The organism is Ramlibacter monticola, assembly GCF_016722785.1.
In the GTDB taxonomy this organism is placed as follows: Bacteria; Pseudomonadota; Gammaproteobacteria; order Burkholderiales; family Burkholderiaceae_C; genus Ramlibacter; species Ramlibacter monticola.
The window spans coordinates 939,369-963,901 of the sequence record NZ_JAEQNE010000001.1 but is presented as its reverse complement, the minus strand read 5'-3'; the positions used below and the strand labels follow the sequence as shown (position 1 = coordinate 963,901).

The following is a 24,533-nucleotide window of genomic DNA, read 5'->3' as shown; positions in this document are numbered from 1 at the left end:
GGGCATGAACGCCCCCGAATCCCTTTCGCGCTGGGCCGGCGCCGGCTCCAGCCGCGTGCCCTTCTGGGCCTATACCGACACGCAGCTGTACCAGCAGGAGCTGCAGAAGATCTTCTACGGCCCGCACTGGAGCTACGTCGGGCTGGAAGTCGAGATCCCCAAGGTGGGCGACTACCGCCTGAGCCAGGTGGGCGAGCGGCAGGTGATCATGGTGCGCGACCGCGTGGCGAGGAAATTGGAATCTGACCCCAATTCGGCGGACCACGGGATCCGCGTCGTCGAGAACCGCTGCGCCCACCGGGGCGTGCGCTTCTGCCAGCAGCCGCACGGCAACGTGCGCAGCTTCGTCTGTCCCTACCACCAGTGGACCTACAAGCTCGATGGGACGCTGGCGGGCCTGCCTTTCAAGGACGGCGTGCCGGCCACGGATGCCGAGGGCCATGCCTGCGTGCACGGCGGCATGCCGGCGGACTTCGACACGAAGCAGCATGGCCTGACGAAGCTGCGGGTGGCGGTGCTGCACGGGCTCGTGTTCGCCACCTTCAGCGCCGAGGCCGAGCCGCTGGAGGAGTACCTGGGGCCCGCCGTGCTGCCGTGGCTGGAGCGGATCTTCGCCGGCCGCAAGCTCACGCTCCTGGGCTACAACCGCCAGCGCATTCCGGGCAACTGGAAGCTGATGATGGAGAACATCAAGGACCCCTACCACCCGGGCCTGCTCCATACCTGGTTCGTCACCTTCGGCCTGTGGCGCGCCGACCAGAAGAGCCGCATGGTGATGGACGCGCAGGGCCGCCACGCCGTGATGATCTCGCGCCGCAACGACGGCGGCGAGAACAAGGCGGTGACGCAGGGCGTGACGAGCTTCAAGGCCGGCATGGCGCTGAACGACGACCGCCTGCTGGACGTGGTGCCGGAGCCGTGGTGGAAGGTGCCCGATCCCTCGAATCCCGGCACGGAGATCATGCCCAGCGTCACGATGCTCACGCTGTTCCCCAGCCTGATCATCCAGCAGCAGGTGAATTCGCTCTCGACGCGGCACATCCAGCCGCGCGGCGAGGGCAGCTTCGACTTCGTCTGGACGCACTTCGGCTTCGCCGACGACGGCGAGGAGATGACGCGCCGGCGCCTGCGGCAGGCCAACCTGTTCGGGCCGGCCGGCTTCGTCAGCGCCGACGACGGCGAAGTGATCCAGTTCAGCCAGGACGGCTTCCGCCAGTGGGGCGAGGGCGGCGAGACGTTGTGCGAACTGGGGGGCACCGACACGCAGGGCACCGAGCACATGGTGACCGAGACGCTGATCCGCAGCATGTACGCCTACTGGCGCAAGGTGATGGGCGTATGAATGAGCGCCTGCTGCTGCGCCTGGAGATCGACGAACTGAACGCCGGCTATGCCGCGGCGCTGGACGAACGCCGCTTCGACGACTGGCCCGGCTTCTTCCTGCCGGAGGGCCTGTACAAGCTGCAGGCGCGGGAGAACTTCGACCGCGGGCTGCCCCTGGCGCTGATCGCGCTGGAGGGGCAGGGGATGATGAAGGACCGGGTCTACGGCATCACGCAGACCATCTACCACGGGCCGTACTACACGCGGCACGTGGTGGGTCCCGCGCAGGTGCTGGGGGAAGGAAGCGAGGGGCGGGTCCGCGCCCAGGCCCACTATGCGGTGTTCCGCACCCGGCCCGGCGACGCGAGCGAGGTCTACAACGTGGGGCGCTACATCGACGAGATCGAATGCACGCCGGCCGGCCTGAAACTGGCCAGCCGGCTGTGCGTGTACGACAGCGAGATGGTGCTCAACTCGCTGATCTACCCCATTTAGCGGTTCAGCATGCCGCCGGGCTTGGTCGCCTGGTTGCCCAGCAACGCGCCGGCGCCCGCGCCGAGGACGGTCGCGCCGGTGCCGCCAACGGCGTTACCGACCAGGCCACCCACCACCGCACCGCCCACGGTGCCGACCGCCTGGCGATCGCTCATGCCGGCGCAGCCGCCGAGGCCCAGCAGGGAAGCGGCCAGAACAGCCGCGGAAATGAACTTCGTCTTCATGGCATAACCCTTCCAGAATCGAGTTGTCCGACGGCCGCAGGATGGCGGCCAACGTGTGCCAATCACTTTAGGTACCGGGGCTCTGCCGGGCTGTAGGAGACGTTCACCGCATCGTGCAGGCGTACTGTGGGCGCACGAAGTACGTCCACGCCGTCACTCCACGTATCGCACATTGCATCGCGAAGGGCCAAAGAAAATGGGGTCACTCGCGTGACCCCATTGGCTGTGCCGGTGCGGGCTCAGCGCTTCGCGGCCTGGTTGCCCAGGTAGCCGCCGGCCGCCGCGCCGAGGATGGTCGCGCCGGTGCCGCCCACCGCGCTGCCCACCAGGCCGCCGACCACGGCGCCGCCCACGGTGCCGACGGTGGTGCGGTCCATCGAGGCACAGCCACCGAGGCCCAGGAGCGAAGCGGCCAGGACAGCCGCGGAGATGATCTTGGTCTTCATGCGATCCCCTTGATTTCTTTCAACCGCTGGAGGCGCGGCAACCTGTGCCAGTGAATGTAAAAAGAAGCACCAGGGCGGGCTGTAGGAGCCCCGCGAAGCGGGCTGTCGTCTGCCCGCAGCAATCCATGAGGGGGGAGGGAGGCGCGGCAGCAAGCGGCCCGCGAGGGCGCGCTCAGAGCGGGCGGTTGCGCGCGAGCGGCGGGTTGCGCGCGAAGTAGCGCTCGATGCCGCGCACCAGGGCGCTCGCCAGCTGCTCCTGGTATTCGGGGCTGCGCAGCTTCTGTTCTTCCTCGGGGTTGCTGATGAAGGCCGTCTCCACCAGCACGCTGGGGATGTCCGGCGCCTTCAGCACCGCGAAGCCCGCCTGTTCGACCTGGCCCTTGTGCAGCCGCCCGACGCCGCCGATCTCGCCCAGCAGCTCGCTTCCGAGCTTGAGGCTGTCCTTGATCTGCGCGGTGGTGCTCATGTCCAGCAGGGCGCGCGACACGTGCAGGTCCTGCGACTTGATGTTGATGCCGCCGATCAGGTCCGCCTTGTTCTCGCGGTCGGCCATCCAGCGCGCCGCGGTGCTGGAGGCGCCGTTGTGGCTCAGGGCGAACACGCTGGCGCCGCGCGCGGTGGGCGTCATGAAGGCATCGGCATGGACGCTCACGAACAGGTCCGCCTGCACGCGCCGGGCCTTGTCGACGCGCACGTGCAGCGGCACGAAGAAATCGGCGTCGCGCGTCATGTAGGCGCGCATGGGGTTGCCGTTGATGGTGAGGTCGTTGATGCGCTCGCGCAGCAGGTGACCGATCTGCAGCACGACGTCTTTCTCGCGCGTGCCGCCGGGGCCGACGGCGCCCGGATCCTCGCCGCCGTGGCCGGGGTCGAGCGCCACGATGATCAGGCGGTCGGTCTTGGCCCGGGCCAGCGCGGGGCGCGCCACTTCGGAGGCCTGCACGGTGGCCCGCGCCGGGCGCTGCGTGCGCTGCACGATCAGGTCGCCGAGCGGGTCCTCCGCTTCGGCCGCCGCGAACGGCGCCGGGGCGGTGGAGCCGGACGAAGGCTTTTCCTTCATGCGCTCGGCGATCAGCGCTTCCAGGGGGTCGACCGGCTTGTGCGGGTAGAGGTCGACCACCAGGCGGTTCTTGTAGGCGGCCACGGGCTGGAGGTGGAACAGCTGGGGCAGGGCGGGCTGCTTCAGGTCCACCTGCAGGCGCACCACGCCGGCGGCGTGCTGCAGCACGCGGATGCCGGCGATGTACGGGTCGTCCGCCTTCACCTTGGCGACCAGCTCGCGCAGCGTGGCGTCGAGCGTGATGCCCCGCAGGTCCAGCGCGACCCGCTCCGGCGAGCTCACCATGCTGCTGGCGAGCAGCCCGTCCGATTCGATGGTCAGGCGGGTGTACTCGGGCGCCGGCCACAGGCGCACGGCGAGGATGGTGGCGCCGTGCGCGATCTGGTGCGCGCCGAGCATCAGCACCACGCTGCCCTGCAGGAGCCGGCGGCGCTGCATCACGACAGCAGCTCCGCGCCGCGCAGCGTGTTGGCGCGCAGGCTCACGCGCCGGTGCGCGTCGTCCTCGGCCAGCGCGAGGTGGATGTCCAGGTCCGCCACGGGCAGCAGCCCGGCGGCCTTCAGCGGCCACTCGGCGATCTTCAGCCCCGGGCCGGCGAAGATGTCGCGGAAGCCGGCGTCCTCCCACTCGCGCGGATCGTCGAAGCGGTAGAAGTCGAAGTGCCAGGCCTCCAGCGCCGGCAGTTCGTAGGGCTCGACCACCGCGTAGGTCGGCGACTTGATGCGGCCCTCCGCGCCCAGGGCCCGCAGCAGGTGGCGCACCAGGGTCGTCTTGCCCGCGCCCAGGTCACCATGCAGGGCGATGAAGGCATCGGCGATGGCGGGCCGGGCGGCCAGCCGCTCGGCGAACGCGCGGGTGTCCTCCTCGCCCGCCCACAGCAGGGGGCGGGAGTCCATTCCTACAATCGGCGGGTGACGGTCGACAGCGTTCAATTCGATGCTCAAGTCCTGCTGGCCCGGATACGGCAATGGGCGGGCGAGCTGGGATTTTCCCAAATCGGAGTGGCCGGCGTCGACCTCTCCAGCGCCGAACCCGGACTGATCGCATGGCTTGCCAACGGATTTCACGGCGAAATGGCCTACATGGAGAACCATGGGGTGCGGCGCGCCCGCCCGGCCGAACTGGTTCCGGGCACGGTGAGCGTCATCACCGCCCGCATGGATTACCTGCCCGCGGCGCCGGAGGGCTGGCAGGCCATTGAATTCGAACGATTGCAAAGACCGCGTGAAGGGATTGTTTCCCTTTATGCGCGGGGCCGCGACTACCACAAGGTCCTGCGGGGGCGGCTGCAGAAGCTGTCGGAGCGCATCGAGGGGGCGGTGGGGCCCTTCGGGCACCGCGTCTTCACCGACTCCGCTCCGGTGCTCGAAGTGGAGCTGGCCGCGCGCAGCGGCCAGGGCTGGCGCGGCCGCCACACGCTGGTGCTGAACCGCGAAGGCGGCTCCATGTTCTTCCTGGGCGAGGTCTACGTCGACCTGGCCCTGTCGCCCACCGAATCCGTGGAAGACCACTGCGGCAGCTGCCGCGCCTGCCTGGACGTGTGCCCGACCGGCGCCATCGTGGCGCCCTACCGGCTGGATGCACGTCGCTGCATCTCTTACCTCACGATCGAGCACCCGGGCCCGATTCCGGCGGAATTGCGGCCCCTGATGGGCAACCGCATCTACGGCTGCGACGACTGCCAGCTGGCCTGCCCCTGGAACAAGTTCGCCCAGCCGGCGGTGCTGCCGGACTTCGCGCCGCGACCGGCGCTGGTGGGACAGCCGCTGGCCCAGCTGTTCGGGTGGTCCGAGGAGGAGTTCCTGCGCCACACGGAGGGCAGCCCGATCCGGCGCATCGGCCACGAACGCTGGCTGCGCAACGTCGCGGTCGCCCTGGGCAACGCCCTGCGGCGGCAGGACGACCCGGGGATCCGGGCCGCGCTGTCAGCCCGCCGCGACCATCCCAGCGCCCTCGTGCGCGAGCACGTGGAGTGGGCCCTGGCGCAGGCTTAGCAGTTGCCGTCGACGAGGTTCTTCTCGACCTCGCGCAGCTGCCGCTGGTACATCTGGACCGTCTCGGGGCGGCTGCCGGACTTCAGGCGGCCTTCGATCGCGGTGTGCTGCTCGCGCAGGTTGGGGCAGGCGAGGCTGGGCGGACCCTTGCGGGCAGGGGTAGCGGCGGGCGCGGCGGCGGGAGCCGCGGTGCTGCCGGAGGCCACCCGCCGCACGGCGGCGGCTTCCTCGCCCTTGCCGGCCGGCAGCGCCGTGGACGCCGCGGGGCTGGACGCCGCGGGGGTGGACGCCGCGCTGGCGGACGCCGCGCTGGCGGCGCGCTGGGTGACAGGCGCCCCGGCGGCTGACGCGCCGCGCCCCGGCCGCACGGCCTCCTGCGCGGACGCGGCCTCGCAAGGGCGGTCCTGGAAGACGTTGCCGCATCGGAAAAGAGCCGCGGAAGCCGGTACGGCCAGCGCGCAGGCCAGGGCACCGAGCAGCGCGGGCACGTTCTTGTTGTTCATCCCGCTCTCCAAACGATCCTCGCATCGTAAACGGCTCAGGTAGCCGAAAGGAGGACCCCGAGTGCAAAAGGCAGGCTCGCCATGCCCAAAATCGTGGAGAGTGTCACAAGGGCGGCGACATAAGGACCGTTGTAACCCATGCGCGAGGCCAGCACGTAGCAGCTGGAGGCGGTGGGCAGGGCGGAAAACAGCAGCAGGACGACCGTCTGGGCGCCATCCAGGCGCAGCCCGCGGGCGAGCAGGGCGGCCAGCAGGGGCAGCAGCAGGTGCCGGATCGCGAGCAGCGCGGCCGCCAGCGCCTTCTGCTGCGCGAGGTGGCCCAACTGCATGCCGGCGCCAGCGGCCATCAGGCCGAGCGGAATCGAGGCGCCGCCCACCCGGTTGACGCTCGGTTCCATCCACGCCGGCACGCGGAAGCCCGCCAGGTTCGCGGCCAGGCCCAGCGCGGTGGCGATGATCAGCGGGTTGCGCAGCAGCGCCCGACCGAAGCCGGTGCGGCCGTGCCGGGCCATCGGCCACACGGCCCCGACGTTGAACAGCGGCACGCAGACCCCGATCAGCACCGCGATCAGCAGCAGCCCCTGCGGCCCGGCCAGCCGCTCCGCGAGCGCGAGCCCGATGAAGGAATTGAACCGAAAGGCCACCTGCGCCGCGCCGGCGTGCTCGCGCGGGTCGACCACGCGGGCCAGCCCCGGCAGGTGCGGCACGGCATAGGCGAGGGCGATGCCGCCCAGCCCCAGCAGCAGGCCGGCGGCCATCAGGTTGGACGCGGCGCCCAGGTCCAGCGGGCTGCGCACGATCGACTGGAACAGCAGCACCGGGAAGAGGAAGAAGTACACCAGGCTCTCCACCTGCTCCCAGACGGTGCGGTTCAGGGCCGTGTAGCGGCACACGAGGTAGCCGCAGAGGATCAGGGCGAAGTCGGGAAGGAGGAGCTGGACAAAATGCACGCGCGCGAGGATAGCCCAGGCCCCTACCGTCTCCCGGAAGGCCAAGCTTGCGGTTGGCTGAGGGCTGCCCCCGATCGGCAGGCCGCGTCGGGGCGGCCCCCGGTTCTGCCCGTACGATGCGAGGTTCAGCAACACAGGAGACTCGAATGAAACGACGTGTCTGGATCGCCGCCGCCGCCACGCTGCTGGGCGCCGCGGCCGCTCCGGCGCTCGCGCAGGGCTACCCGAACAAGGTCGTGAAGCTGACCGTGCCCTTCGCGCCCGGCGGCACCACGGACATCATCGCCCGCGTGATCTCGGAGCCGCTGGGCAAGAACCTGGGCCAGCCGGTGATCGTGGAGAACAAGGCGGGCGGCGGCGGCGTGGTGGGCGCGGCCGACACGGCGCGCCAGCCGCCGGACGGCTACACACTGGGCATCGCCACCGTGTCCACCACGGCGGCCAACCCGGCGATCAACCCCAAGATCCCGTACAACCCGCTGACGGACTTCACGCCGATCATCAACATCGCCGCGACGCCCAACATCATCGCGGTCAACCCGGGCTTCCCGGCCAAGGACTACAAGTCCTTCATCGCCGAGGTGAAGAAGAACCCGGGCAAGTACTCCTACGCCTCCTCCGGCACGGGCGGCATCGGCCACCTGCAGATGGAGCTCTACAAGAGCCTCTCGGGCGCCTTCGTGACGCACATCCCCTACCGCGGCGCGGGCCCGGCCCTCAACGACGTGGTGGCCGGCCAGGTGCCCATCATGTTCGACAACCTGCCCTCGGCGCTGCCCTTCATCAAGGAAGGCCGGCTGGTCCCCATCGTGGTCGCCGCGCCGCAGCGCCTGAAGGAACTGCCCAACGTGCCGACCTTCAAGGAAGTGGGCCTGGAGCCGGTGAACCGCCTGGCCTACTACGGCATCGTCGGCCCCAAGGGCCTGCCGAAGGAGGTGGTGCAGAAGGTGCACGACGCGGTCAGCAAGTCGCTGCAGGACCCGGCGGTGCGCAAGCGCATCGAGGACACCGGCTCGATCATCGTCGGCAACACGCCGGAGCAGTTCGCCGAGCAGATCAAGAACGAGTACGCCGTGTACAAGAAGGTGGTGGATTCGGCGAAGCTGAAGCTGGACTGAGTCCCTTCGATTCCGCGTGCGCGCACGGGTGTCCGGAATGAGGCAGCTGGAGTTCGCTGCTGCTTCCTTGCCGGACCAGACCGGGACTGTCCGTCTCTGCGACTGTCCCCCGGCGGCGCTGAAGCGCCGCCTCCTCCTTTATGTCGCTGAGCCGGACAGTCCCGGTCTGATCCTGCGCCGTGCGGGATCGAGCGCAGCGGCTTCGTTGGAGCGATCCGGGGATGCTCCCGGAGGACGCGCGTTTTCCGATGGCAGGACCCAGGACCAGGATGGGACAGTCCGACTCGGCGACATAAAGGAGGAGGCGCGGGCGCGGCCATCTTCCTGGCCAGGGCTCTCATCCGCGCCGGGGGACAGTCGCAGAGGCGGACTGTCCCATCCTGGTCCGGCCCGGGGGGCAACGGAGGTTCCGGGCTCGCCGGGACTCGCCCCGCAACCTCCCGGCTGCTCCCAAACGCGGCGCTGACGCGCCGACCCCGTTCCATGAGCGACGCCATCGACACCTTCATCGACGCCCTCTGGCTCGAGGAGGGCCTGTCGCGCAACACGTTGGCGGCGTACCGGCGCGACCTCGCGCTGTACGAGCAGTGGCTGGCCGCCGAGCGCGGCCGGCGGCTGCCGGCGACGGAGGAGGCCGACCTGCAGGGGTACTTCGCGGCCCGCCATGCGCAGACCAAGGCCACCTCCGCCAACCGCCGCCTCACCGTCTTCAAGCGCTACTTCCGCTGGGCGCTGCGCGAGCGCCTGATCGACGCCGACCCGACGCTGCGCCTGCAGTCCGCGAAGCAGCCGCTGCGCGTCCCCAAGACCCTCACCGAAGCCCAGGTCGAGGCGCTGCTGGCCGCGCCCGACGTGGACACCCCGCTGGGCCTGCGCGATCGCACGATGCTGGAACTGCTGTACGCCAGCGGTCTGCGCGTCAGCGAGCTGGTCACGCTCAAGATCTTCATGGTGGGCATGAACGAGGGCGTGCTGCGCGTCCTGGGCAAGGGCAGCAAGGAGCGGCTGGTGCCCTTCGGCGAGGTGGCGCGCGACTGGATCGTGCGCTACCTGGCGCAAGCCCGCCCGGCGATCCTCGCCGGCCAGCAGAGCGAGGACCTGTTCGTCACCGGCCGCGGCCACGGCATGACGCGCGCCATGTTCTGGGTGATCGTCAAGAAGCATGCGGCCGGCGCCGGCATCACGGCGCCGCTGTCGCCGCACACCCTGCGCCATGCCTTCGCGACCCACCTGCTCAATCACGGCGCCGACCTGCGCGCGGTGCAGATGCTGCTCGGACACGCGGACATCTCGACGACGACCATCTACACTCACGTGGCCCGCGAGCGCCTGAAGCAGCTGCATGCGCAGCACCACCCGCGGGGCTGAACCGCTTACCGAGGGGAGCCGCCGGATGACCCACCCGACGCGCCGGACGACGCTGGCCGCATTGACGGCGCTGGCGCTGCCTGCGCAGGCGCAGCAGTGGCCGGGGCGGCCGCTGCGGCTGATCGTCCCCTATCCCACCGGCGGCATCGCGGACCTGATCGGGCGCGGCCTCGCGGCCCGGCTGGCGGCGCAGCTCGGGCAGCCGCTCGTGGTGGAGAACCGCGCCGGCGCCAGCGGCACCATCGGCATGGATGCGCTCGCCAAGGCGCCTGCCGACGGCCTCACGCTGGCGTTTTCCGCCATCAGCCCGCTGGTGCTGAGCCCGGCCCTCGGGCGGGTGCCCTACGACCCCGTCCGCGACTTCACGCCGGTGGCCAGCGTGATGGTCTCGCCCATCCTGCTGATGGCCACCAACGCCCTGGCGGTGCGCGACTTCCGCGAACTGCTGCAGCACGCCCGCGACTGGCCCGACACGATCCGCTGGGCCACCTCGGGCCTGGCGTCGCTGGGCCACCTGATGCTGGAGGAAGTGCAGGCGGAGGCAAAGGTGCGCCTGGTGCACATCCCCTACAAGGGCGGCAGCCAGCAGATCAACGATGCGCTGGGCGCGCAGTTCGAAATCCTGTCGACCAACGCGGCCCCCGCGCTCAACGACTACTTCAGGGCGGGGCGGCTGCGGCCGCTGGCGGTGGGCGCGCCGCGCCGGCTTGCAAGCCTGCCGCAGGTGCCCACGCTGGCGGAACTGGGCTTTCCGCGCGCCAATCTCTCTTCCCACTTCGGCCTCTTCGCCCCCGGCAACCTGCCCGTGCGGCTGCTGGACCGGCTCAACGGCGAAGCGAACACGGCGCTCGAGGCGCCCGAGTTGCGCGCGCGCATCACCGTGGCAGAAAACCTCGTGACCGGCGGGGCGGCCCGCGACTTCGCGCGCCAGATCGCCGCCGAAGCCGACAGCACCCAGGCGATCGTGCGCTCCGTCGGGATCCGCGCGGAATAGCCGGGGGGCGCTCGCGGGCGGGAACGGGCCCGCGTGCGGTGACATCTATCTCCATAGAGACCCGGTTTCCCGGACCAACGGTCCGGCTGGCGTCCTAGGAGAAGCCCATCATGACCCGAAAAATGCATGTTCTCGCCCTGGCCGCCGCGGCCGCGTTCGCCCTGTCCGCCCAGGCCCAGCAGGGCCCGTCCGACCCGCAGATCGCCCACATCGTGGTGACGGCCAACCAGGTCGACATCGACGCCGGCAAGCTGGCCAAGGAGCACTCCAAGAACAAGGAGGTCGACAAGTTCGCCCAGCAGATGATCACCGACCACACGGGGGTCAACAAGCAGGCGGTGGAACTGGCCAAGAAGCTGAAAGTCAAGCCCGAGGACAACGACACCAGCAAGAGCCTGAAGAAGGGCGGCGACGAGAACATCGCCAAGCTGAAGAAGCTCAAGGGCGCGGAATTCGACAAGGAATACGTGGCCCACGAGGTCGCCTACCACCAGGCGGTGCTGGACGCGATCGACAAGACGCTGATCCCCTCGGCGAAGAACGCCGAGCTGAAGGGCCTGATCGAGAAGGTGCGGCCCGCGATCCAGGCCCACCTGGACCACGCCAAGCACCTGCAGGCGGACCTGGCCAAGTGATGAAGAAACTCGCCGCGCTCGGGATGCTGCTGGCCGCCGGCTGGACGCTGGCCGGACCGGCCGGCGCCGCGACCCACACGGTGAAGATCGAGGGCATGCAGTTCGTGCCCGCGACCCTCACCGTGCAGCGCGGCGACACGATCGTCTGGCAGAACAAGGACGTGGTGCCGCACACGGCCACCGCGCAGGGAGGCTTCGATTCCGGCAACATCGCCGCGGGAAGGAAATGGAGCCATGCCATGAAGAAGGCGGGAAGCTACGACTACGTCTGCACCTTCCACCCGGGCATGAAGGCAAAGGTGGTGGTGCAATGACGCGCATGAACACGAAGGTCGATGTCGTCCGGCAGGAAGTGGACGATGCCTCGCTGGCGCAGCGGGTGCATGCGGGCGACGCGGCCGCTTTCGAGCTGCTGATGCGCCGCTACAACCAGCGCCTCTACCGCCTCGCGCGCTCGATGCTGCGCGACGCGGCGGAAGCCGAGGACGCCGTGCAGGACGCGTACCTCGCCGCGTACCAGTCCATGGGCGCGTTCCGCGGCGAAGCGAGCCTCGCCACCTGGTTGTCGCGCGTCGTCGTCAACCAGTGCCTGGCCCGGCTGCGCCGGCAGGCGCGGCGCGACAACATCGTGCCCATGGTTCCCCTGGGGGGCCCGGGCGAAGAGGAGGGCCACGCCATGCCCGCGGACGACAAGGACAGGCCCGACCGCGCGCTGGTGCGGGCCGAACTGCGCGCCGTTCTCGAGCGCAAGCTCGACGAACTGCCCGAAGCCTTCCGCACGGTGTTCGTGCTGCGTTCGGTGGAGGAATTGAGCGTGGAGGAAACCGCGCGCACCCTCAACCTGCCCGAAGCGACCGTGCGCAGCCGCCACTTCCGCGCCCGCAGCATGCTGCGCGAATCCCTGGCGCAGGACATCGACGTCGCCGAACGCGACGTGTTTTCCTTTGCCGGCGAGCGCTGCGACCGCATCGTGGCCAACGTCCTGAAGAAGCTCGACTCCCGCTCCTGACGCACCCCGGAAGCGCACCGCGCGCGCGTTCGCGCCATCGCGGTGCGCCTTCCGCCCCTCCTCCGCACCAATCCGGCCTTTGCGGCCCCTTCGCGATTGGCACGCGGATTGCGTTGACTCCTCCATCCCGACCACGGCGGCCCGCTGCCGTGGCCCCGGTCCTCGTGGCGCACGACGCAGTGCCGCCGCGGCCGCACGACGCAGTGCGCAACAGGTCCGGCCCGGGTGGCGCCCCGCGAGCCTGCTCGCAGCCGGGCGCCGCCTGCTGCGCCCGCGGCCCGCCCTTCACCCGCAACCCAGGAGTCAACGCCAGTGGCCTACCTCGTCCCATCCGAATTCGTCGCCAAGATGGTCGATGCCGGAGAGTCCAAGATCTTCATGTCGACGCGCGACACGCTGGTGCGCTCCTTCATGGCCGGCGCCATCCTCGCGCTGGCCGCCTGGTTCGCGGTCACCATCAACGTGCAGACGCAGCAGCCGCTGCTGGGCGCCGTGCTGTTCCCGGTGGGCTTCTGCATCCTCTACCTGCTGGGCTTCGACCTGCTCACGGGCGTGTTCGTGCTGGCGCCGCTGGCGCTGATCGACAAGCGCCCCGGCGTGACCTGGAGCGGCGTGCTGCGCAACTGGGGCCTGGTGTTCACGGGCAACTTCGGCGGCGCCTTCACGGTGGCGGTGATGATGGCGATCGTCACCACCTTCGGCTTCTCCACCGAGCCCAACGCGGTGGGCAAGGCGATCGGCGTGATCGGCGAGACGCGCACCCTGGGCTACGCGCACTACGGCGCCGCCGGCATGCTGACGCTGTTCGTGCGGGGCATGCTGTGCAACTGGATGGTCTCCACCGGCGTCGTGGGCGCGATGATTTCCACCACGGTGGGCGGCAAGGTGATCGCGATGTGGATGCCGATCATGCTGTTCTTCTACATGACCTTCGAGCACTCGATCGTCAACATGTTCCTGTTCCCCTCCGGGCTGCTGCTGGGCGGCCACTTCACGCTGATGGACTACCTGGTGTGGAACGAGATCCCCACCGTGCTGGGCAACCTGGTGGGCGGCCTGTCCTTCACCGGCCTGACCCTCTACGCCACGCACCTGAAGACGGCGGCGAAGCGGGCGATCGCGTGATCGTCGCCGCCGGGCAGTACTCGGACCGGGGCCGCAAGGCCACGAACCAGGACTGCCATGGCCTGCGCATCCCGCGCGAGCCGCAGCGCGCGTCCAAGGGCGTCGCCCTCGCGCTCGCGGACGGCATCAGTAGCAGCGCGTCGGCGCAGCAGGCCAGCCAGGCGGCCGTCCGCAGCTTCCTCGACGACTACTTCTGCACCTCCGACGCGTGGTCGGTGAAGAAGTCGGTCGAGCGGGTGCTGGCGGCCACCAACGCCTGGCTGTTCGCGCAGACCCAGGCGGGCCAGGGCCGCTACGACCGCGATCGCGGCTGGGTCTGCACCTTCAGCGCCCTGGTGCTGAAGTCGCGCACCGCGCACCTGTTCCACGTGGGCGACGCGCGCATCTGGCAGGTGCACGGCCGCGCGCTGGAGCAGCTCACCACCGACCACCGCGTGGCGGCCGGCGGCGGCCAGAGCTACCTCGGGCGGGCGCTGGGCATCGCGCCGCACGTGGAGATCGACTATCGCAGCGTCGCGCTGGAGGAGGGCGACACCTTCCTGCTCGCCACCGACGGGGTGCACGAGCACGTGCCGCCGCAGGCGATGCTGGCGGCACTGGAAAGCCACGCGGACGACCTCGATGCCGCCGCACGCGCGATCGCCGAGGCGGCGCTCGCGCGCGGCAGCGAGGACAACCTCACGGTGCAGGTGCTGCGGGTGGAGCGGCTGCCGGCGGCGCAGCCCGGCGAGTTGCAGCGCCTGGTCGGCGCGCTGCCCTTCCCGCCGCTGCCGGAACCGCGCGCGGAGTTCGACGGCTACCGCATCCTGCGCGAGCTGCATGGCAGCAGCCGCAGCCACATCTACCTGGCGCAGGACGGCGCTGCGGGTGCGACGGTGGCGCTGAAGATCCCCTCCATCGACCTGCGCGACGACCCGGGCTACGGCGAGCGCCTGCTACTGGAGGAGTGGGTGGCGCGGCGCGTCACGAGTGCGCACGTGCTCAAGGCCTGCCCGCCGGCGCGGCGCCGCAACTTCCTCTACGTCGCCATGGAATACGTGGAGGGCTGCACGCTGCGGCAGTGGATGGTCGATCATCCCCGGCCCGACCTGGACACCGTGCGCGACCTCGTCGACCAGATCGCGCGCGGCCTGCGGGCGCTGCACCGGCTCGAGATGGTGCACCAGGACCTGCGGCCGGAGAACGTGATGATCGATGCGGGCGGCACCGTGCGCCTGATCGACTTCGGTTCGGTGCAGGTGGCCGGCATCGCCGAGACGGGGGACGCGGTCCCCCGCCTGCTCGGGACCGCGCAGTACTCCGCGCCGGAGGCCTTCCTGGGCGCGGCCGGTTCGCCGCGCTCCGACCTGTACGCGCTGGCCGCGATCGCCTACGAGATGCTGGCCGGCCGCCTGCCGCATGGCGCGGAACTGGCGCGCTGCCGCACGCTCGCCGAGCAGCAGCGCCTGCGCCTGCGTCCGCTGCGCGAGCTGCGGCCGGAGCTGCCGTCCTGGGTGGACGATGCGATCGCCCGCGCGCTGCAGCCGGAGCCGCAGCGACGCTACCAGGAGGTGGCCGAATTCGCGTACGCCCTGCGGCGGCCGGATCCCGAGCTGCGGCCGCGCCGGGCGCTGCCGCTGATCGAGCGCGATCCGCTGCGGTTCTGGAAGGCGCTGTCGCTGCTGCTGGGGCTGGGGTGCGTCGCGCTGCTGGGCCTGCGCGCGACCGGGCACTAGGCTGGCGCGCCGCTGCGGCGGGTCCGCTCCGCGGCGATGATGTTCTCGATCGCGGGGGCCCCGAGGCCTTGCGATTCCAGGGCGTGCGAGGTGAGCAGCAGTCCCGCCTCCAGCATCTCGGGCACCACGCAGGTCGCGCCGGCGGCTTCCAGCTCGCGGGCGTGCGCCTCGTCGTGCGAGCGGGCGAAGATCTTCAGCTGAGGCGCCTGCTCGCGCGCGGCCTTCACCACGCGGCGGGCGGCGGAGGGCGAATCCATGGTCACGACCAGGCTGGCGGCCTCGTCCAGCTTCAGCTTGCGCAGCAGCTCCACCCGCGCGGCGTTGCCGAAGTAGACCGGGAAACCCTGCTCGCGCAGCCGCGCCGCGCGGTCGCCGTCGTGTTCCACCGCGATGTAGGGCACCTGCTGCGCCGCCAGCACCTCGCCCAGCATGCGGCCCACGCGGCCGAAGCCGATCACGACCACGTGGCCGCTGGCGCCCGGCAGGCGGCTCTCGTGCACTTCGCGCTGCTGCTGCACCGTGTCGGCGTCGATCCAGCGCCCGAGGCGGTGCGCCAGCCGCGCGACCACCGGCGTGACCAGCAGGCTCAGGCTGACCACCAGGAACATGAACTGCCCGATCGGGTGCGTCAGCGCGCCGGCCGCCACGCCGGCGCCGATGATGATGAAGGCGAACTCGCCGCCCTGCCCGAGCAGCAGGCCGGCCTCGATCGCCTGCCCCCACCGCAGGCCGGAGGCGCGCAGCACGCCGGCCGCGATGATCGCCTTGATCGCGAGCAGGCCGACCACCGAGACCGTGATCCACCCCGGTTCGCGCAGCACCTCGCGCGGGTCGATCTCCATGCCCACGGTCATGAAGAACAGGCCCATGAGCAGGCCCTTGAACGGTTCGACGGTGATCTCGACCTCGTGCCGGTACTCGGTCTCCGCCAGCAGGAGGCCGGCGAGGAAGGCGCCCAGCGCCATCGACAGGCCGGCGGCGGCCGTCGCGCCGCCGATGCTCAGGACCACCAGCAGGCACAGGGCCGTGAACACCTCCGGCTGGCGCCGCCGCGCGAGGGTCCGGAACAGGACCCGCACCAGGCGCGGCCCCAGCACCAGGATCAGCGCCACGATCAGCAGCGACGCGAGCATCTGGAAACCGAGCTTCTGGAACAGGCCACTGCCCGAATCCTTGCCCACCAGCTCCACCAGGATCAGTAGCGGCACCACGGCGACGTCCTGGAACATCAGCACCGAGAAGCTGGCCTGGCCGACCGGCGTGGCGAGCGCGCGCGATTCCACCAGCAGCTGCATCACGACCGCGGTGGACGACAGCGACAGCACCAGCCCCAGCACGAGCGCCACGCCGGGCCGGTTGCCGAAGCCCCAGGCCAGCCCGCCGATCACCATGCCGCTCAGGAGCACCTGCCCCGCGCCGGCGCCGAACACCCAGCGGCGCAGCTCCCATACGCGCTGGATCGACAGCTCCAGGCCGATCAGGAACATCAGAAAGATCACGCCCAGGTCCCCCAGCACCTGCACGCCCTGCTGGCGCGGAAAGGTGAGCCACGACAGGACGGGGTATTCCGCGGCGAGGCTGCCGCTGCCGTAGGGGCCGGCGATCACACCGACCACCAGGAACCCGACCACCTGGTTGATGCGGAAGCGCTGCAGCAGGGGGATCAGGATGCCCACCAGCGCGAGGAACAGCAGGGTCTCGCGGAGAAAGGGCAGGGCGGCGGGATGGTCCATCGGGGCCGCCCCATTCTAGGAACGGGCCGGCCCCCAGACGATGAGCTGGATCAGTCTGCGAGCGCGGCGCACCCGGCTATTTGCTGCAGCCCCACTCGTAGGGCGTCACCCAGCGGCAGTTGCCATAGGTCCTGGAATAGTCGGCCGCTGCCGCCGGCGGCTCGGGCTTCGTTTCCGCGCGCGCCCGCGCCCGCAGGCTGCTGGTGTGGTCCGCCACCGCTTCGACCATCGCGACGCTGGGATACATGCCGCGCGCCTGCAGCACCTTCTGCCGGTCGATGATCGCGCGCAGGATCGGCTCGCCTTCCGGCGTGCGCAGCACGGGGTGGTCGTTGCGGGCCCGCTCCAGGACCTGCTCCACCTCGGTGTCCTGCACCGAGCGTTCGCGCTTCCTCTTCTCCAGTTCGGCGGTCTGGCGCGCCGCTTCGTCCCGCTCCGCGGCGACCCGCTGGCTGGCGAGCTGCGCGTCCAGCTTCTCCGCGGCCCCGCGCTGCGCCTCGGCGCGATCGGCTTCGGCGCGTTGGGCTTCGGCCTTGCGGGCGGCGTGTTCGGCCGTGTGCTTCTCGTAGCTGGCCAGGGCGGCGGCCCGGCGTGCCAGCTCCTGCGGATCGGCATCGGCGGCGCCGGCGATTGCGGGCAGCACGGCGCGCACGCGGCCGGCCTGCTCGCCGCCTTGCGGCTCGGACTCTTCGCTGGACGAAGAGGTGCCGCGCCTCAGCGTCACGTGCGTGCCGCCGCCGTGGGCCGCGCGGTCCGTCTCGGCCCTGGCGCTGGCCTTGGCGATGCTGCTGCCGCCGCGGCGGCCCCCCCTGGCCCCGGCATCGCCCGGTGCGGCGAGCAGGGCTGCCGCCACCAGCATGACCACGGCGCCGCCTGCCCCGGCGCCTGCGTGTTGTCGCATGACTCTTCTTCTCCGTCCCGCTTTGCGGGCCATGCTAAGCAGCCGCGGCGCGGCCGGTGCGACCGTCCGGGACGCGCAGGGCGCCGCTGGTCAGCGGGCCCGCGCGGGCGTGACGTGCGCCACGGGCCTCGGGGTCCCCGTCGAGGGACGAATGCAGCCCGGCGCGGGGGACTGCACGACCGGATCGGAGCGCCGCAACCACGGCAGCCCGGAATGAGGTACCATCGGCGGGCTGACGTTCCACAAGAGTCCGCATCTCTAGGTTTCTCTTCCCCTGCTCCCGCTCTCGCGGCGAGACGTAGTCGAATCTCCCACCGATGGTTTCTTGGCGTTCGCTCCGCGCGGCGCAGCGCTGCCCGGGAAACTTTTCATCGAAAGAGATTGACATGACGACCAGCCAGACCGGAACCGTGAAGTGGTTCAACGAAAGCAAGGGCTACGGCTTCATCGCCCCGGACAACGGCGGCAAGGACCTGTTCGCGCATTTCCGCGAAATCCAGGGCGCCGACGGCTTCAAGACCCTCGCCGAGAACGCACGCGTGCAGTTCGACGTGACGCAGGGCGCCAAGGGTCCCCAGGCTTCCAACATCCGGCCGCTCGCCTGAGGTCGGCGGCGCAACCCGAAGGTCCCCGCGGCCTTCTCCGGCGGCCCGAACCGCCTGGACGAACCCTCGTCCGTTCCTGGCCCGCGCATGGGTGCATGCGCCGGCGAGAAGCAGCATGCCATGCCGCTCCACAGGCCTTTTCCAGCACCTGCGGAGTTGCCATGAAATCCCTGAACGGCCCACGGGCCGCTTTCCACCCTGCCGTCATCCCCGACGGATCTCCCGCCGGCCCGCTGAAGGTCGGCAAGTACCTCGTGTCTCCGCTGATCAAGATCCTGGAGAACGGCTGGTTCGCGAGTTCCGTCTCGATCCGCTCCGGCTCCGGTTCCGGCACGACGGATCGCGTCCTGCGCTTGACGCGGCTGTTCCGCTGCGCGAAGGAAGCGGCGGCCTACGCCCATGCGGAGGGAATGCGCTGGATCGGCGATTCCCACGGGCCCCGGTGGGCGCCCCTGAACTGACAGCAGGAGGGCCGTAGGCCGAGAACGCCACCACCCGGTGGCCTCAGCAGCCGTTGCGGCAGCGGTACTGGCGGCGTCCCGCCACCAGGAAGGACACCAGGCTCGAACGCGACACGTGCTTGCTGCACAGGAAGCAGCTCATGGTGGCGCCGAATGCGCCGGGGAAGTCCGTGCCTCCGACCTTCGAGGCGTAGCGCAGGCCCCCGGGCCGCAGCGTGGTCTTGACGTCTGCGTCTTTCACGTGGGATCCCATCGCGCGGGCGCTCGGTGGATGAGAGGTGCAGGCACGATATTCTCCTCACGTGCCGGTGCGATGGAACTGCGAGAGATGCGGGCGTCGTCGAAGGGCACTTCTGGGGCGGCGCTTCCGGATGCACACACTGTACGCCCGTCGGGTGGCGCTGGGCCCCCTGCCGGGCAGGTAAAAATTCAGGTCGGCGGCGGGGCCTCCGGCTGCTCCGGCGGCTGCACCGTGGAGGTCTCGGTCTCGGGCTCGGTCTCGGGCGCGGGTCCGGCCGCCTTCTTGCGGACCTTCTCGGCCTTCTTGCTCTTCTTCTCCAGCTCGCGCTGTCGCTTGGCGAAGGAGTAATTCGGTTTGGGCATGGCGTCTCCCTGTAGTTACCGCGGGCACGCGCCGCACGGTGCGGGACGCCAACAAGGTCGTCGCTGGAAATCGCCAACGACCCCCGCGAAGGGAGAGGGAAGAGAGATCGGAGAACGAGGCCTTGACGACGTCAGGCCAGCTCATGATACACCGCGCGCCCAAGGCGTCCCATCGCGCCGCCGGGTGGGAGCGCACGCGACGGCGCATCCGCGAACGGGCTGGCGTCCTACACCCTGCGGGCCGGCTCAGGCACATAAGGGGAGAGTCAGCTTGTCGGGGGAGGAACCCATGAACGAAAAAAGCACACCGCCGGTGCCGGTCAAGGGAGACCGGAATCCGCACGAGGTCAGCGGTGAAGAAGCGCGGCCGACCGAAACCCGGGCGCGGCAGACGTCCGGCGGCGGCCATCGCAGCGGCTCGCGCGGAGCGGGCACCTTCGAGAACTCGGACGGCCAGGGCGAGCCGGGACAGGGCCCGTCGAACGCGGCCGCCGCCGCCCGGTGACCGAACCGCTGCTCCTGAGCACCACGCGGGTGTCGACCTTCCGCGGCCGGCAGCTGCTCACGGCCGCGACCAGCTTCTTCTTCGCCCGCGGCGAGCGGCTGTTCGCGGTCACCAGCCGCCACGTCCTGCACGACGCGCCGAGCGGGCATTTCCCGGATCGCGCCGAGTTCGTGCTGCACGTGGATGCCCGCGACCTCACGCGCTGGGTCCTGTTCTCGGTGCCGCTCTACCGCGACGGGCTCGCAGTCTGGCGGCAGGGCACCGACTCCGCCGGCGAGGTCGACGTCGCCGTGCTGGAACTGGAGCGACAGCACCTCCCGGAGCATGTCGTGCTCCGGGCCTTCGAGCCGCGCCACCTGCAGCCCACCGCCACGGAGGTGGAGGTGGGCGCCCCGCTGCTGGTGGTCGGTTTTCCGTTGGGCTTCTACGACACGCGACACCACCTGCCCGTGGTGCGGCACGCCATCATTTCCTCTTCCTTCGGCGTCCGGTTCCAGGGGGAGGGCTACTTCCTCACGGACGGGCGCATGCACCGAGGCTCGAGCGGCGCACCCGTGGTGATGCGCTGGAAGGGCGGCGATCCGGCGATGCCGTGGCGCCTGCTGGGGGTGCACGCAGCCCGCATGGACATGGGCGGGCGCGACCTGGCCCGCGACGAGACGCTGGGCCTGAACTGCGCCTGGTACGCCGACATCCTGATGACCCTCACCGAGGGCGACTCCGCGCCGGACGCGCCCAGGAGCCGCGGCACGGCCGCTGCGCCGCGTTGAGGGCAAGCCCTTGTAGGCCGAGAGCCCCAAAAGCGAGGCGGCTGCGCCACGGCGCAGGCCCCAGGCCCTACAATGGGCGTTCTTCCGCTTCAACCGCGGCTCTCCTCCCGGCAGAACCCGTCCTTCGCGAGGCTCGCTCCTCCAGGTTCTGTCCCTTCCGCCCCGCACCGGGGTGGCTTTCCACTCCCCATGTCGCGCGCCGCCGGCGCGGTCCCGACGTGGGTCCCCGCCTGTCCGGCCGTGGCCGGGCCGTGCCCCGAAAAGGAATTTCCCATGGCCAAAGAGGAGTTGATCGAAATGCGCGGCCGCGTCGCCGAAGTGCTGCCCGACTCGCGATTCCGGGTGAAGCTGGACAACGGCCACGAACTCGTCGCGTACAGCGGCGGCAAGATGCGCAAGCACCGCATCCGCGTGATCGCGGGCGACGACGTGACGCTGGAACTCTCGCCCTACGACCTGACCAAGGGCCGGATCATGTTCCGCCACCTGCCCGAACGCAGGGCGGCGGCACCCGGCGCGCGCCGTCCGCCGCCCAAGCGCTGAAGCCGGCGCCTGGATTGCCGCGCTACGCGCGGCGACCTCCCGGAGGGCGCGGCCCGCTGCGTAAAGCGGCTCAGGGCCGCGACGACAGGTCGGGCGAGCCGGCCAGGTAGGCGAGTTCCGCCTCCGAGAAACCGGCCCGGCGCCGCGCGTCGAAGTTGAAGGGTGGATGCAGCCGCGGCGCCGCGTAGCGCTCCACCAGTGCGCCGTAGTGCGCCACCGGATCCAGCCCCTCGCGTTCGCAGAGATGACGGTACCAATGGTTGCCGATCGCCACGTGGCCGACCTCGTCGCGCAGGATCACGTCCAGGATCTCCACCGCGCGCAGCGCCGCCGCGGTGCCCACCTGGCGCAGCTTGCGCTGGATCTGCGGGGTGGCGTCCAGCCCGCGCGCCTCCAGCGTGCGCGGCACCAGGGCCATGCGGGCGACGACGTCCTCCTTCGTCTTCTCGCACATGGCCCACAGGCCGTCGTGCGCATCGAAGTCGCCGTAGGCGTGGCCCATCGTGGCGAGATGGTCCGCCAGCAGCGTGAAGTGAAAGGCTTCTTCCGCCGCGACCCGCAGCCAGTCGTGGTGGAAGGCCTCCGGCATGCCTTCGAATCGCCACACGGCGTCGAGCGCGAGGTTGATGGCGTTGAACTCGATGTGCGCGATCGCGTGCAGCAGCGCCGCGAGGCCTTCGGGCGTGCCGGGCGAGCGCCGCGGGACCTGCGCGGGATGCACGAGGCGCGGCCGCTCGGGCCGGCCGGGCAGGGCGGCCGGTGGCGGCGGTGCGGAAGGCGAGAGAGGCAACTGCCCGGCCATGCCGTGCAGCGCCCGTGCCTGCGCGGCCTTGGCGCGCGGATCGGACTCGCGCAGGGCCCGCAGGGCCTGTTGGCGAAGCTCCATCCCTACAATTCTAGTTTTTGCCCGGGGCATCATCGAATGGCGATCTACGAACTCGACGGCAACGCGCCGAAGCTGGCAGAAGGCGCATGGGTCGCCGACAGCGCGCAGGTGATCGGACAGGTGGAAATGGCGGAGAACGCGAACGTCTGGTACGGCTGCGTCGTCCGCGGCGACACCGAGAAGATCCGCATCGGCCGGAACACCAACATCCAGGACCTGTCCGTGCTGCACGCGGACCCGGGCGTGCCGCTCAGCATCGGCGACAACGTCACCGTGGGCCACCAGGTGATGCTGCATGGCTGCACCATCGGTGACGGCACCCTGGTCGGCATTCAGGCCGTGGTGCTGAACAACGCGAAGATCGGCCGCAACTGCATCGTGGGCGCCGGCAGCGTCGTCACCGAGGGCAAGGAGTTCCCGGACAACTCGCTGATCGTCGGCTCGCCCGCCAAGGCGATCCGCACGCTCGACGAGGAGGCGGTCGCGAAGTTCCAGCGCATCCCGCCGCACTACGTGCAGAACGCCCAGCGGCACGCCCGCGCGAAGAAGATCGGCTGATGTCCGAGCTCCACAAGTTCCTGTTCGAAGGGCTGCCGGTGCGCGGCAACATCGTGCGCCTGACCGACGCCTGGACCGAGATCCTGTCGCGGCGCCGCGCCGACGACGCCGCCTCCACCTGGCCCTGGCCGGTGATGGAACTGGTCGGCGAGATGGCGGCGGCCGGCGCGCTGATGCAGTCCAACATCAAGTTCAACGGCGCGCTGGTGATGCAGATCTTCGGCGAGGGGCCCGTGAAGGTCGCGGTCGCCGAGGTCCAGCACGACCTGAGCCTGCGCGTGACGGCCAAGGTGGTGGGCGAGGTGTCCGCCGGCGCGCACCTGCAGGAGCTGGTGAACGTGAACGGGCGCGGTCGCTGCGCGATCACCCTGGACCCCAAGGACCGGCTGCCGGGCCAGCAGGCCTACCAGGGCGTGGTGCCGCTCAACGCGAGCACCGGGACGGGCCAGCCGCAGCTGGCCGACGTGCTGGAGCACTACATGCGCCAGTCGGAGCAGTTGGACACGCGGCTGGTGCTCGCGGCCAACGAGAACGTGGCTGCCGGCCTCCTGATCCAGCGCCTGCCGGCCGAGGGCGGCGCGCACCTGGCGGCCGGCATGGAGATGGAACCCGCCGAGCAGCTGGAGCACTTCAACCGGATCGCCACGCTGGCCGGCAGCCTGACGCCCGAGGAACTGCTGCAGCTCGACGTGGAGACGATCCTGCGCCGCCTGTTCTGGGAGGAGAAGCTGCTGCGCTTCGACCCGCTGGTCCCGCGCTTCCGCTGCACCTGCAGCCGCGAGAGGGTGACCGGCATGATCCGCGGCCTGGGCGAGGAGGAGTCGAGGAGCATCCTCGTCGAGCGCGGCGAGATCGACGTGTCCTGCGACTTCTGCGGCCAGCACTACCGCTTCGATGCGGTGGACGCGGCGCAGATCTTCACGGCGCCCGGCGACCGGCCGCCGGGATCGTCGACGATGCACTGAGGCCGGCGCGGCGTGTCGGTGGATTCCGACACGCCGGTGGCACCCTGGCCGTCACCGAAAGTCCTAAGCCGCGCGTTGCAAGCAGCGGGGGCCTTCGTCGTCGCCCCGCAACCAAGGAACAATGATGAACAAGCTGCTCGCTGCGCTGCTCGCCTCCCTGGCCGTGTCCTTCGCCTTCGCCCAGGCGACCCCCGCCACGCCGGCCTCGCCGGGCGCTGCCGGGGCCGCCAGCCCCGCCTCGCCGTCGACCGGCGCGATGCCTGACGCCGGTTCGGGCAGCAAGGCGGGCGCCTCCGACGGCTCGGCCAAGAAGACCAAGACCTCCTCCAAGTCCAAGTCGAAGAAGAAGTCGACCAAGACCGCCAAGAAGGACAAGAACTAGCCCGGCGGCTCGCGCAGCCCGCGGAACAGGCGGTGCTCGCAGGCCGGGTCGCTGCACTTCTCGCACACCCAGACCCAGGGCTTTGAGCTGCCGGTCTCCTCGCCGTCCGCGGGGCGCACGGCTTCGGGCAGCACGCCCGCCGCGGCGAGTGCCTGCAGCGCGGAGCGCAGGCGCTGCGGCCCCTGGCCGTACACCACCTGGAAGGCGACGCCGCTGCGCTGCAGGTGCGCGCGCACCAGCGCATCGACCGGCTCGCGGGGCTGCGCGGCATCGCGCTGCAGGCCGTCGGGGGACCAGGCCACGTCGAGCCCGGTGAGCAGCGTGGCGGCGTAGGTGCGCTGGCGCGCGATGGCGAAGCGGTACAGCGCGCCGTCCTCGAACAGCATCCCGGCGTAGATCGCCACCATGAGCGCCGTGGTGTCGGCGATGACGATCTCCGCCTGCGCGCCGGCCTCGTCGACGCGCCGTTCCTGCTCCTCGGCGATGGCGAGCTGCTCGTCGGGTTGCGGTGTGCGGCCTGCGCGCACGCACCATTCGCGCAAGACCTCGCCGACCGCGACGGCCTCCAGCCCGCGCCCGCGCAGGTCGGCGGCGAGTTCGCGGGCGAGGGTGGTCTTGCCGGTGCTCTCGGCCCCCAGCAGGGCGATGCGCCGGGCCATGGC

The 24,533-nt window shown here is 70.6% G+C and carries 31 protein-coding genes; 19 read left to right on the top strand and 12 right to left on the bottom strand.

What is annotated here, in order from left to right; genetic code table 11:
- The first annotated feature begins 4 nt into the window (after positions 1-4).
- A complete protein-coding gene (locus JJ685_RS04505) occupies positions 5-1,342 on the top strand; it encodes an aromatic ring-hydroxylating dioxygenase subunit alpha (RefSeq protein WP_201672998.1) in 1,338 nt (445 codons plus the stop codon).
- Positions 1,339-1,818, top strand: coding sequence for an aromatic-ring-hydroxylating dioxygenase subunit beta (locus tag JJ685_RS04500; RefSeq protein ID WP_201672997.1), 480 nt, complete (start codon positions 1,339-1,341; stop codon positions 1,816-1,818). Before JJ685_RS04505 ends, JJ685_RS04500 begins: the two co-directional genes overlap by 4 nt.
- On the opposite strand, the gene JJ685_RS04495 is transcribed toward JJ685_RS04500, so the two are convergent.
- The 4 genes from JJ685_RS04495 to tsaE form a co-directional block, all read right to left on the bottom strand.
- Entirely contained in the window at positions 1,815-2,042 is a 228-nt protein-coding gene (locus JJ685_RS04495; RefSeq protein ID WP_201672996.1) for a glycine zipper 2TM domain-containing protein, read from the bottom strand. The genes JJ685_RS04500 and JJ685_RS04495 overlap by 4 nt on opposite strands.
- Positions 2,043-2,281: 239 nt before the next feature.
- Complete coding sequence (locus tag JJ685_RS30215; RefSeq protein ID WP_201672995.1) at positions 2,282-2,488, bottom strand: glycine zipper 2TM domain-containing protein; 207 nt, start codon at positions 2,486-2,488, stop codon at positions 2,282-2,284.
- Positions 2,489-2,660: 172 nt separating this feature from the next.
- Entirely contained in the window at positions 2,661-3,986 is a 1,326-nt protein-coding gene (locus tag JJ685_RS04485) for an N-acetylmuramoyl-L-alanine amidase (protein WP_201673692.1), read from the bottom strand.
- The gene (gene tsaE, locus JJ685_RS04480; protein ID WP_201672994.1) at positions 3,986-4,444 is read right to left on the bottom strand and encodes a tRNA (adenosine(37)-N6)-threonylcarbamoyltransferase complex ATPase subunit type 1 TsaE; all 459 of its coding nucleotides are present in this window, start codon (positions 4,442-4,444) and stop codon (positions 3,986-3,988) included. The genes JJ685_RS04485 and tsaE overlap by 1 nt, the downstream gene beginning before the upstream one ends.
- Positions 4,445-4,507: 63 nt before the next feature.
- Here tsaE and queG point away from each other — a divergent pair, with 63 nt between their 5' ends.
- A complete protein-coding gene (gene queG, locus JJ685_RS04475) occupies positions 4,508-5,542 on the top strand; it encodes a tRNA epoxyqueuosine(34) reductase QueG (protein ID WP_330901722.1) in 1,035 nt (344 codons plus the stop codon).
- Here queG and JJ685_RS04470 read toward each other — a convergent pair.
- The gene (locus tag JJ685_RS04470) at positions 5,539-6,045 is read right to left on the bottom strand and encodes a hypothetical protein (protein ID WP_201672992.1); all 507 of its coding nucleotides are present in this window, start codon (positions 6,043-6,045) and stop codon (positions 5,539-5,541) included. The two genes, queG and JJ685_RS04470, sit on opposite strands and share 4 nt — an antisense overlap.
- Before the next feature lie 35 nt (positions 6,046-6,080).
- The gene (locus JJ685_RS04465) at positions 6,081-6,995 is read right to left on the bottom strand and encodes an AEC family transporter (protein ID WP_201672991.1); all 915 of its coding nucleotides are present in this window, start codon (positions 6,993-6,995) and stop codon (positions 6,081-6,083) included.
- A 146-nt stretch (positions 6,996-7,141) separates the two neighbouring features.
- On the opposite strand from JJ685_RS04465, the gene JJ685_RS04460 reads away from it, so the two are divergent.
- The 8 genes from JJ685_RS04460 to JJ685_RS04425 all read left to right on the top strand — a co-directional run bounded on the left by JJ685_RS04460 (position 7,142) and on the right by JJ685_RS04425 (position 14,959).
- Positions 7,142-8,113, top strand: a complete 972-nt coding sequence (locus JJ685_RS04460; RefSeq protein ID WP_201672990.1) for a tripartite tricarboxylate transporter substrate binding protein BugE — start codon at positions 7,142-7,144, stop codon at positions 8,111-8,113.
- 483 nt (positions 8,114-8,596) lie between these two features.
- Complete coding sequence (gene xerD / locus JJ685_RS04455) at positions 8,597-9,481, top strand: site-specific tyrosine recombinase XerD (RefSeq protein WP_201672989.1); 885 nt, start codon at positions 8,597-8,599, stop codon at positions 9,479-9,481.
- A 25-nt stretch (positions 9,482-9,506) separates the two neighbouring features.
- Positions 9,507-10,475, top strand: coding sequence for a Bug family tripartite tricarboxylate transporter substrate binding protein (locus JJ685_RS04450; RefSeq protein ID WP_201672988.1), 969 nt, complete (start codon positions 9,507-9,509; stop codon positions 10,473-10,475).
- A 110-nt stretch (positions 10,476-10,585) separates the two neighbouring features.
- Complete coding sequence (locus JJ685_RS04445; protein ID WP_201672987.1) at positions 10,586-11,110, top strand: DUF4142 domain-containing protein; 525 nt, start codon at positions 10,586-10,588, stop codon at positions 11,108-11,110.
- Positions 11,110-11,424 (top strand): cupredoxin domain-containing protein, encoded by a 315-nt coding sequence (locus tag JJ685_RS04440; protein WP_201672986.1) that lies wholly within the window; start codon positions 11,110-11,112, stop codon positions 11,422-11,424. The genes JJ685_RS04445 and JJ685_RS04440 overlap by 1 nt, the downstream gene beginning before the upstream one ends.
- Complete coding sequence (locus JJ685_RS04435; protein WP_201672985.1) at positions 11,421-12,119, top strand: RNA polymerase sigma factor; 699 nt, start codon at positions 11,421-11,423, stop codon at positions 12,117-12,119. Before JJ685_RS04440 ends, JJ685_RS04435 begins: the two co-directional genes overlap by 4 nt.
- A gap of 312 nt (positions 12,120-12,431) precedes the next feature.
- Positions 12,432-13,244: a formate/nitrite transporter family protein gene (locus JJ685_RS04430; RefSeq protein ID WP_201672984.1), complete on the top strand. Its 813-nt coding sequence runs from the start codon at positions 12,432-12,434 to the stop codon at positions 13,242-13,244.
- Positions 13,241-14,959, top strand: coding sequence for a protein kinase domain-containing protein (locus tag JJ685_RS04425; protein WP_201672983.1), 1,719 nt, complete (start codon positions 13,241-13,243; stop codon positions 14,957-14,959). Before JJ685_RS04430 ends, JJ685_RS04425 begins: the two co-directional genes overlap by 4 nt.
- Here JJ685_RS04425 and JJ685_RS04420 read toward each other — a convergent pair.
- Both JJ685_RS04420 and JJ685_RS04415 read right to left on the bottom strand, forming a co-directional pair.
- On the bottom strand, positions 14,956-16,692 hold the full coding sequence (locus tag JJ685_RS04420; protein ID WP_201672982.1) for a cation:proton antiporter domain-containing protein: 1,737 nt from the start codon (positions 16,690-16,692) through the stop codon (positions 14,956-14,958). The two genes, JJ685_RS04425 and JJ685_RS04420, sit on opposite strands and share 4 nt — an antisense overlap.
- Before the next feature lie 76 nt (positions 16,693-16,768).
- Entirely contained in the window at positions 16,769-17,593 is an 825-nt protein-coding gene (locus tag JJ685_RS04415; RefSeq protein ID WP_201672981.1) for a hypothetical protein, read from the bottom strand.
- Positions 17,594-17,979: 386 nt separating this feature from the next.
- On the opposite strand from JJ685_RS04415, the gene JJ685_RS04410 reads away from it, so the two are divergent.
- Positions 17,980-18,198 (top strand): cold-shock protein, encoded by a 219-nt coding sequence (locus JJ685_RS04410; protein ID WP_201672980.1) that lies wholly within the window; start codon positions 17,980-17,982, stop codon positions 18,196-18,198.
- Positions 18,199-18,359: 161 nt separating this feature from the next.
- Complete coding sequence (locus JJ685_RS04405; protein WP_236598672.1) at positions 18,360-18,659, top strand: hypothetical protein; 300 nt, start codon at positions 18,360-18,362, stop codon at positions 18,657-18,659.
- 43 nt (positions 18,660-18,702) lie between these two features.
- Here JJ685_RS04405 and JJ685_RS04400 read toward each other — a convergent pair whose 3' ends face one another.
- Complete coding sequence (locus JJ685_RS04400; RefSeq protein ID WP_201672979.1) at positions 18,703-18,900, bottom strand: hypothetical protein; 198 nt, start codon at positions 18,898-18,900, stop codon at positions 18,703-18,705.
- A gap of 188 nt (positions 18,901-19,088) precedes the next feature.
- Positions 19,089-19,262 carry a hypothetical protein gene (locus tag JJ685_RS04395; RefSeq protein ID WP_201672978.1) on the bottom strand — a complete coding sequence of 58 codons (174 nt, stop codon included), beginning with the start codon at positions 19,260-19,262 and terminating at the stop codon, positions 19,089-19,091.
- 289 nt (positions 19,263-19,551) lie between these two features.
- On the opposite strand from JJ685_RS04395, the gene JJ685_RS04390 reads away from it, so the two are divergent.
- From JJ685_RS04390 to infA, 3 genes are all read left to right on the top strand, one after another.
- Complete coding sequence (locus JJ685_RS04390) at positions 19,552-19,767, top strand: hypothetical protein (RefSeq protein ID WP_201672977.1); 216 nt, start codon at positions 19,552-19,554, stop codon at positions 19,765-19,767.
- Positions 19,764-20,537, top strand: coding sequence for a trypsin-like serine peptidase (locus JJ685_RS04385; protein WP_201672976.1), 774 nt, complete (start codon positions 19,764-19,766; stop codon positions 20,535-20,537). Before JJ685_RS04390 ends, JJ685_RS04385 begins: the two co-directional genes overlap by 4 nt.
- Before the next feature lie 273 nt (positions 20,538-20,810).
- Positions 20,811-21,080 (top strand): translation initiation factor IF-1, encoded by a 270-nt coding sequence (infA, locus tag JJ685_RS04380; RefSeq protein WP_201672975.1) that lies wholly within the window; start codon positions 20,811-20,813, stop codon positions 21,078-21,080.
- A gap of 70 nt (positions 21,081-21,150) precedes the next feature.
- Here the strand turns inward: infA and JJ685_RS04375 are convergent, their stop codons facing one another.
- Positions 21,151-21,966 carry a ferritin-like domain-containing protein gene (locus JJ685_RS04375; protein ID WP_201672974.1) on the bottom strand — a complete coding sequence of 272 codons (816 nt, stop codon included), beginning with the start codon at positions 21,964-21,966 and terminating at the stop codon, positions 21,151-21,153.
- Between the two features lie 36 nt (positions 21,967-22,002).
- Here JJ685_RS04375 and JJ685_RS04370 point away from each other — a divergent pair, with 36 nt between their 5' ends.
- The 3 genes from JJ685_RS04370 to JJ685_RS04360 all read left to right on the top strand — a co-directional run bounded on the left by JJ685_RS04370 (position 22,003) and on the right by JJ685_RS04360 (position 23,871).
- On the top strand, positions 22,003-22,524 hold the full coding sequence (locus JJ685_RS04370; protein WP_201672973.1) for a gamma carbonic anhydrase family protein: 522 nt from the start codon (positions 22,003-22,005) through the stop codon (positions 22,522-22,524).
- Positions 22,524-23,489: an Hsp33 family molecular chaperone HslO gene (gene hslO / locus JJ685_RS04365; protein WP_201672972.1), complete on the top strand. Its 966-nt coding sequence runs from the start codon at positions 22,524-22,526 to the stop codon at positions 23,487-23,489. The genes JJ685_RS04370 and hslO overlap by 1 nt, the downstream gene beginning before the upstream one ends.
- 124 nt (positions 23,490-23,613) lie before the next feature.
- The gene (locus JJ685_RS04360; RefSeq protein WP_201672971.1) at positions 23,614-23,871 is read left to right on the top strand and encodes a hypothetical protein; all 258 of its coding nucleotides are present in this window, start codon (positions 23,614-23,616) and stop codon (positions 23,869-23,871) included.
- Here JJ685_RS04360 and JJ685_RS04355 read toward each other — a convergent pair.
- The gene (locus JJ685_RS04355) at positions 23,868-24,530 is read right to left on the bottom strand and encodes an AAA family ATPase (RefSeq protein WP_201672970.1); all 663 of its coding nucleotides are present in this window, start codon (positions 24,528-24,530) and stop codon (positions 23,868-23,870) included. The genes JJ685_RS04360 and JJ685_RS04355 overlap by 4 nt on opposite strands.
- Positions 24,531-24,533: the final 3 nt, after the last annotated feature.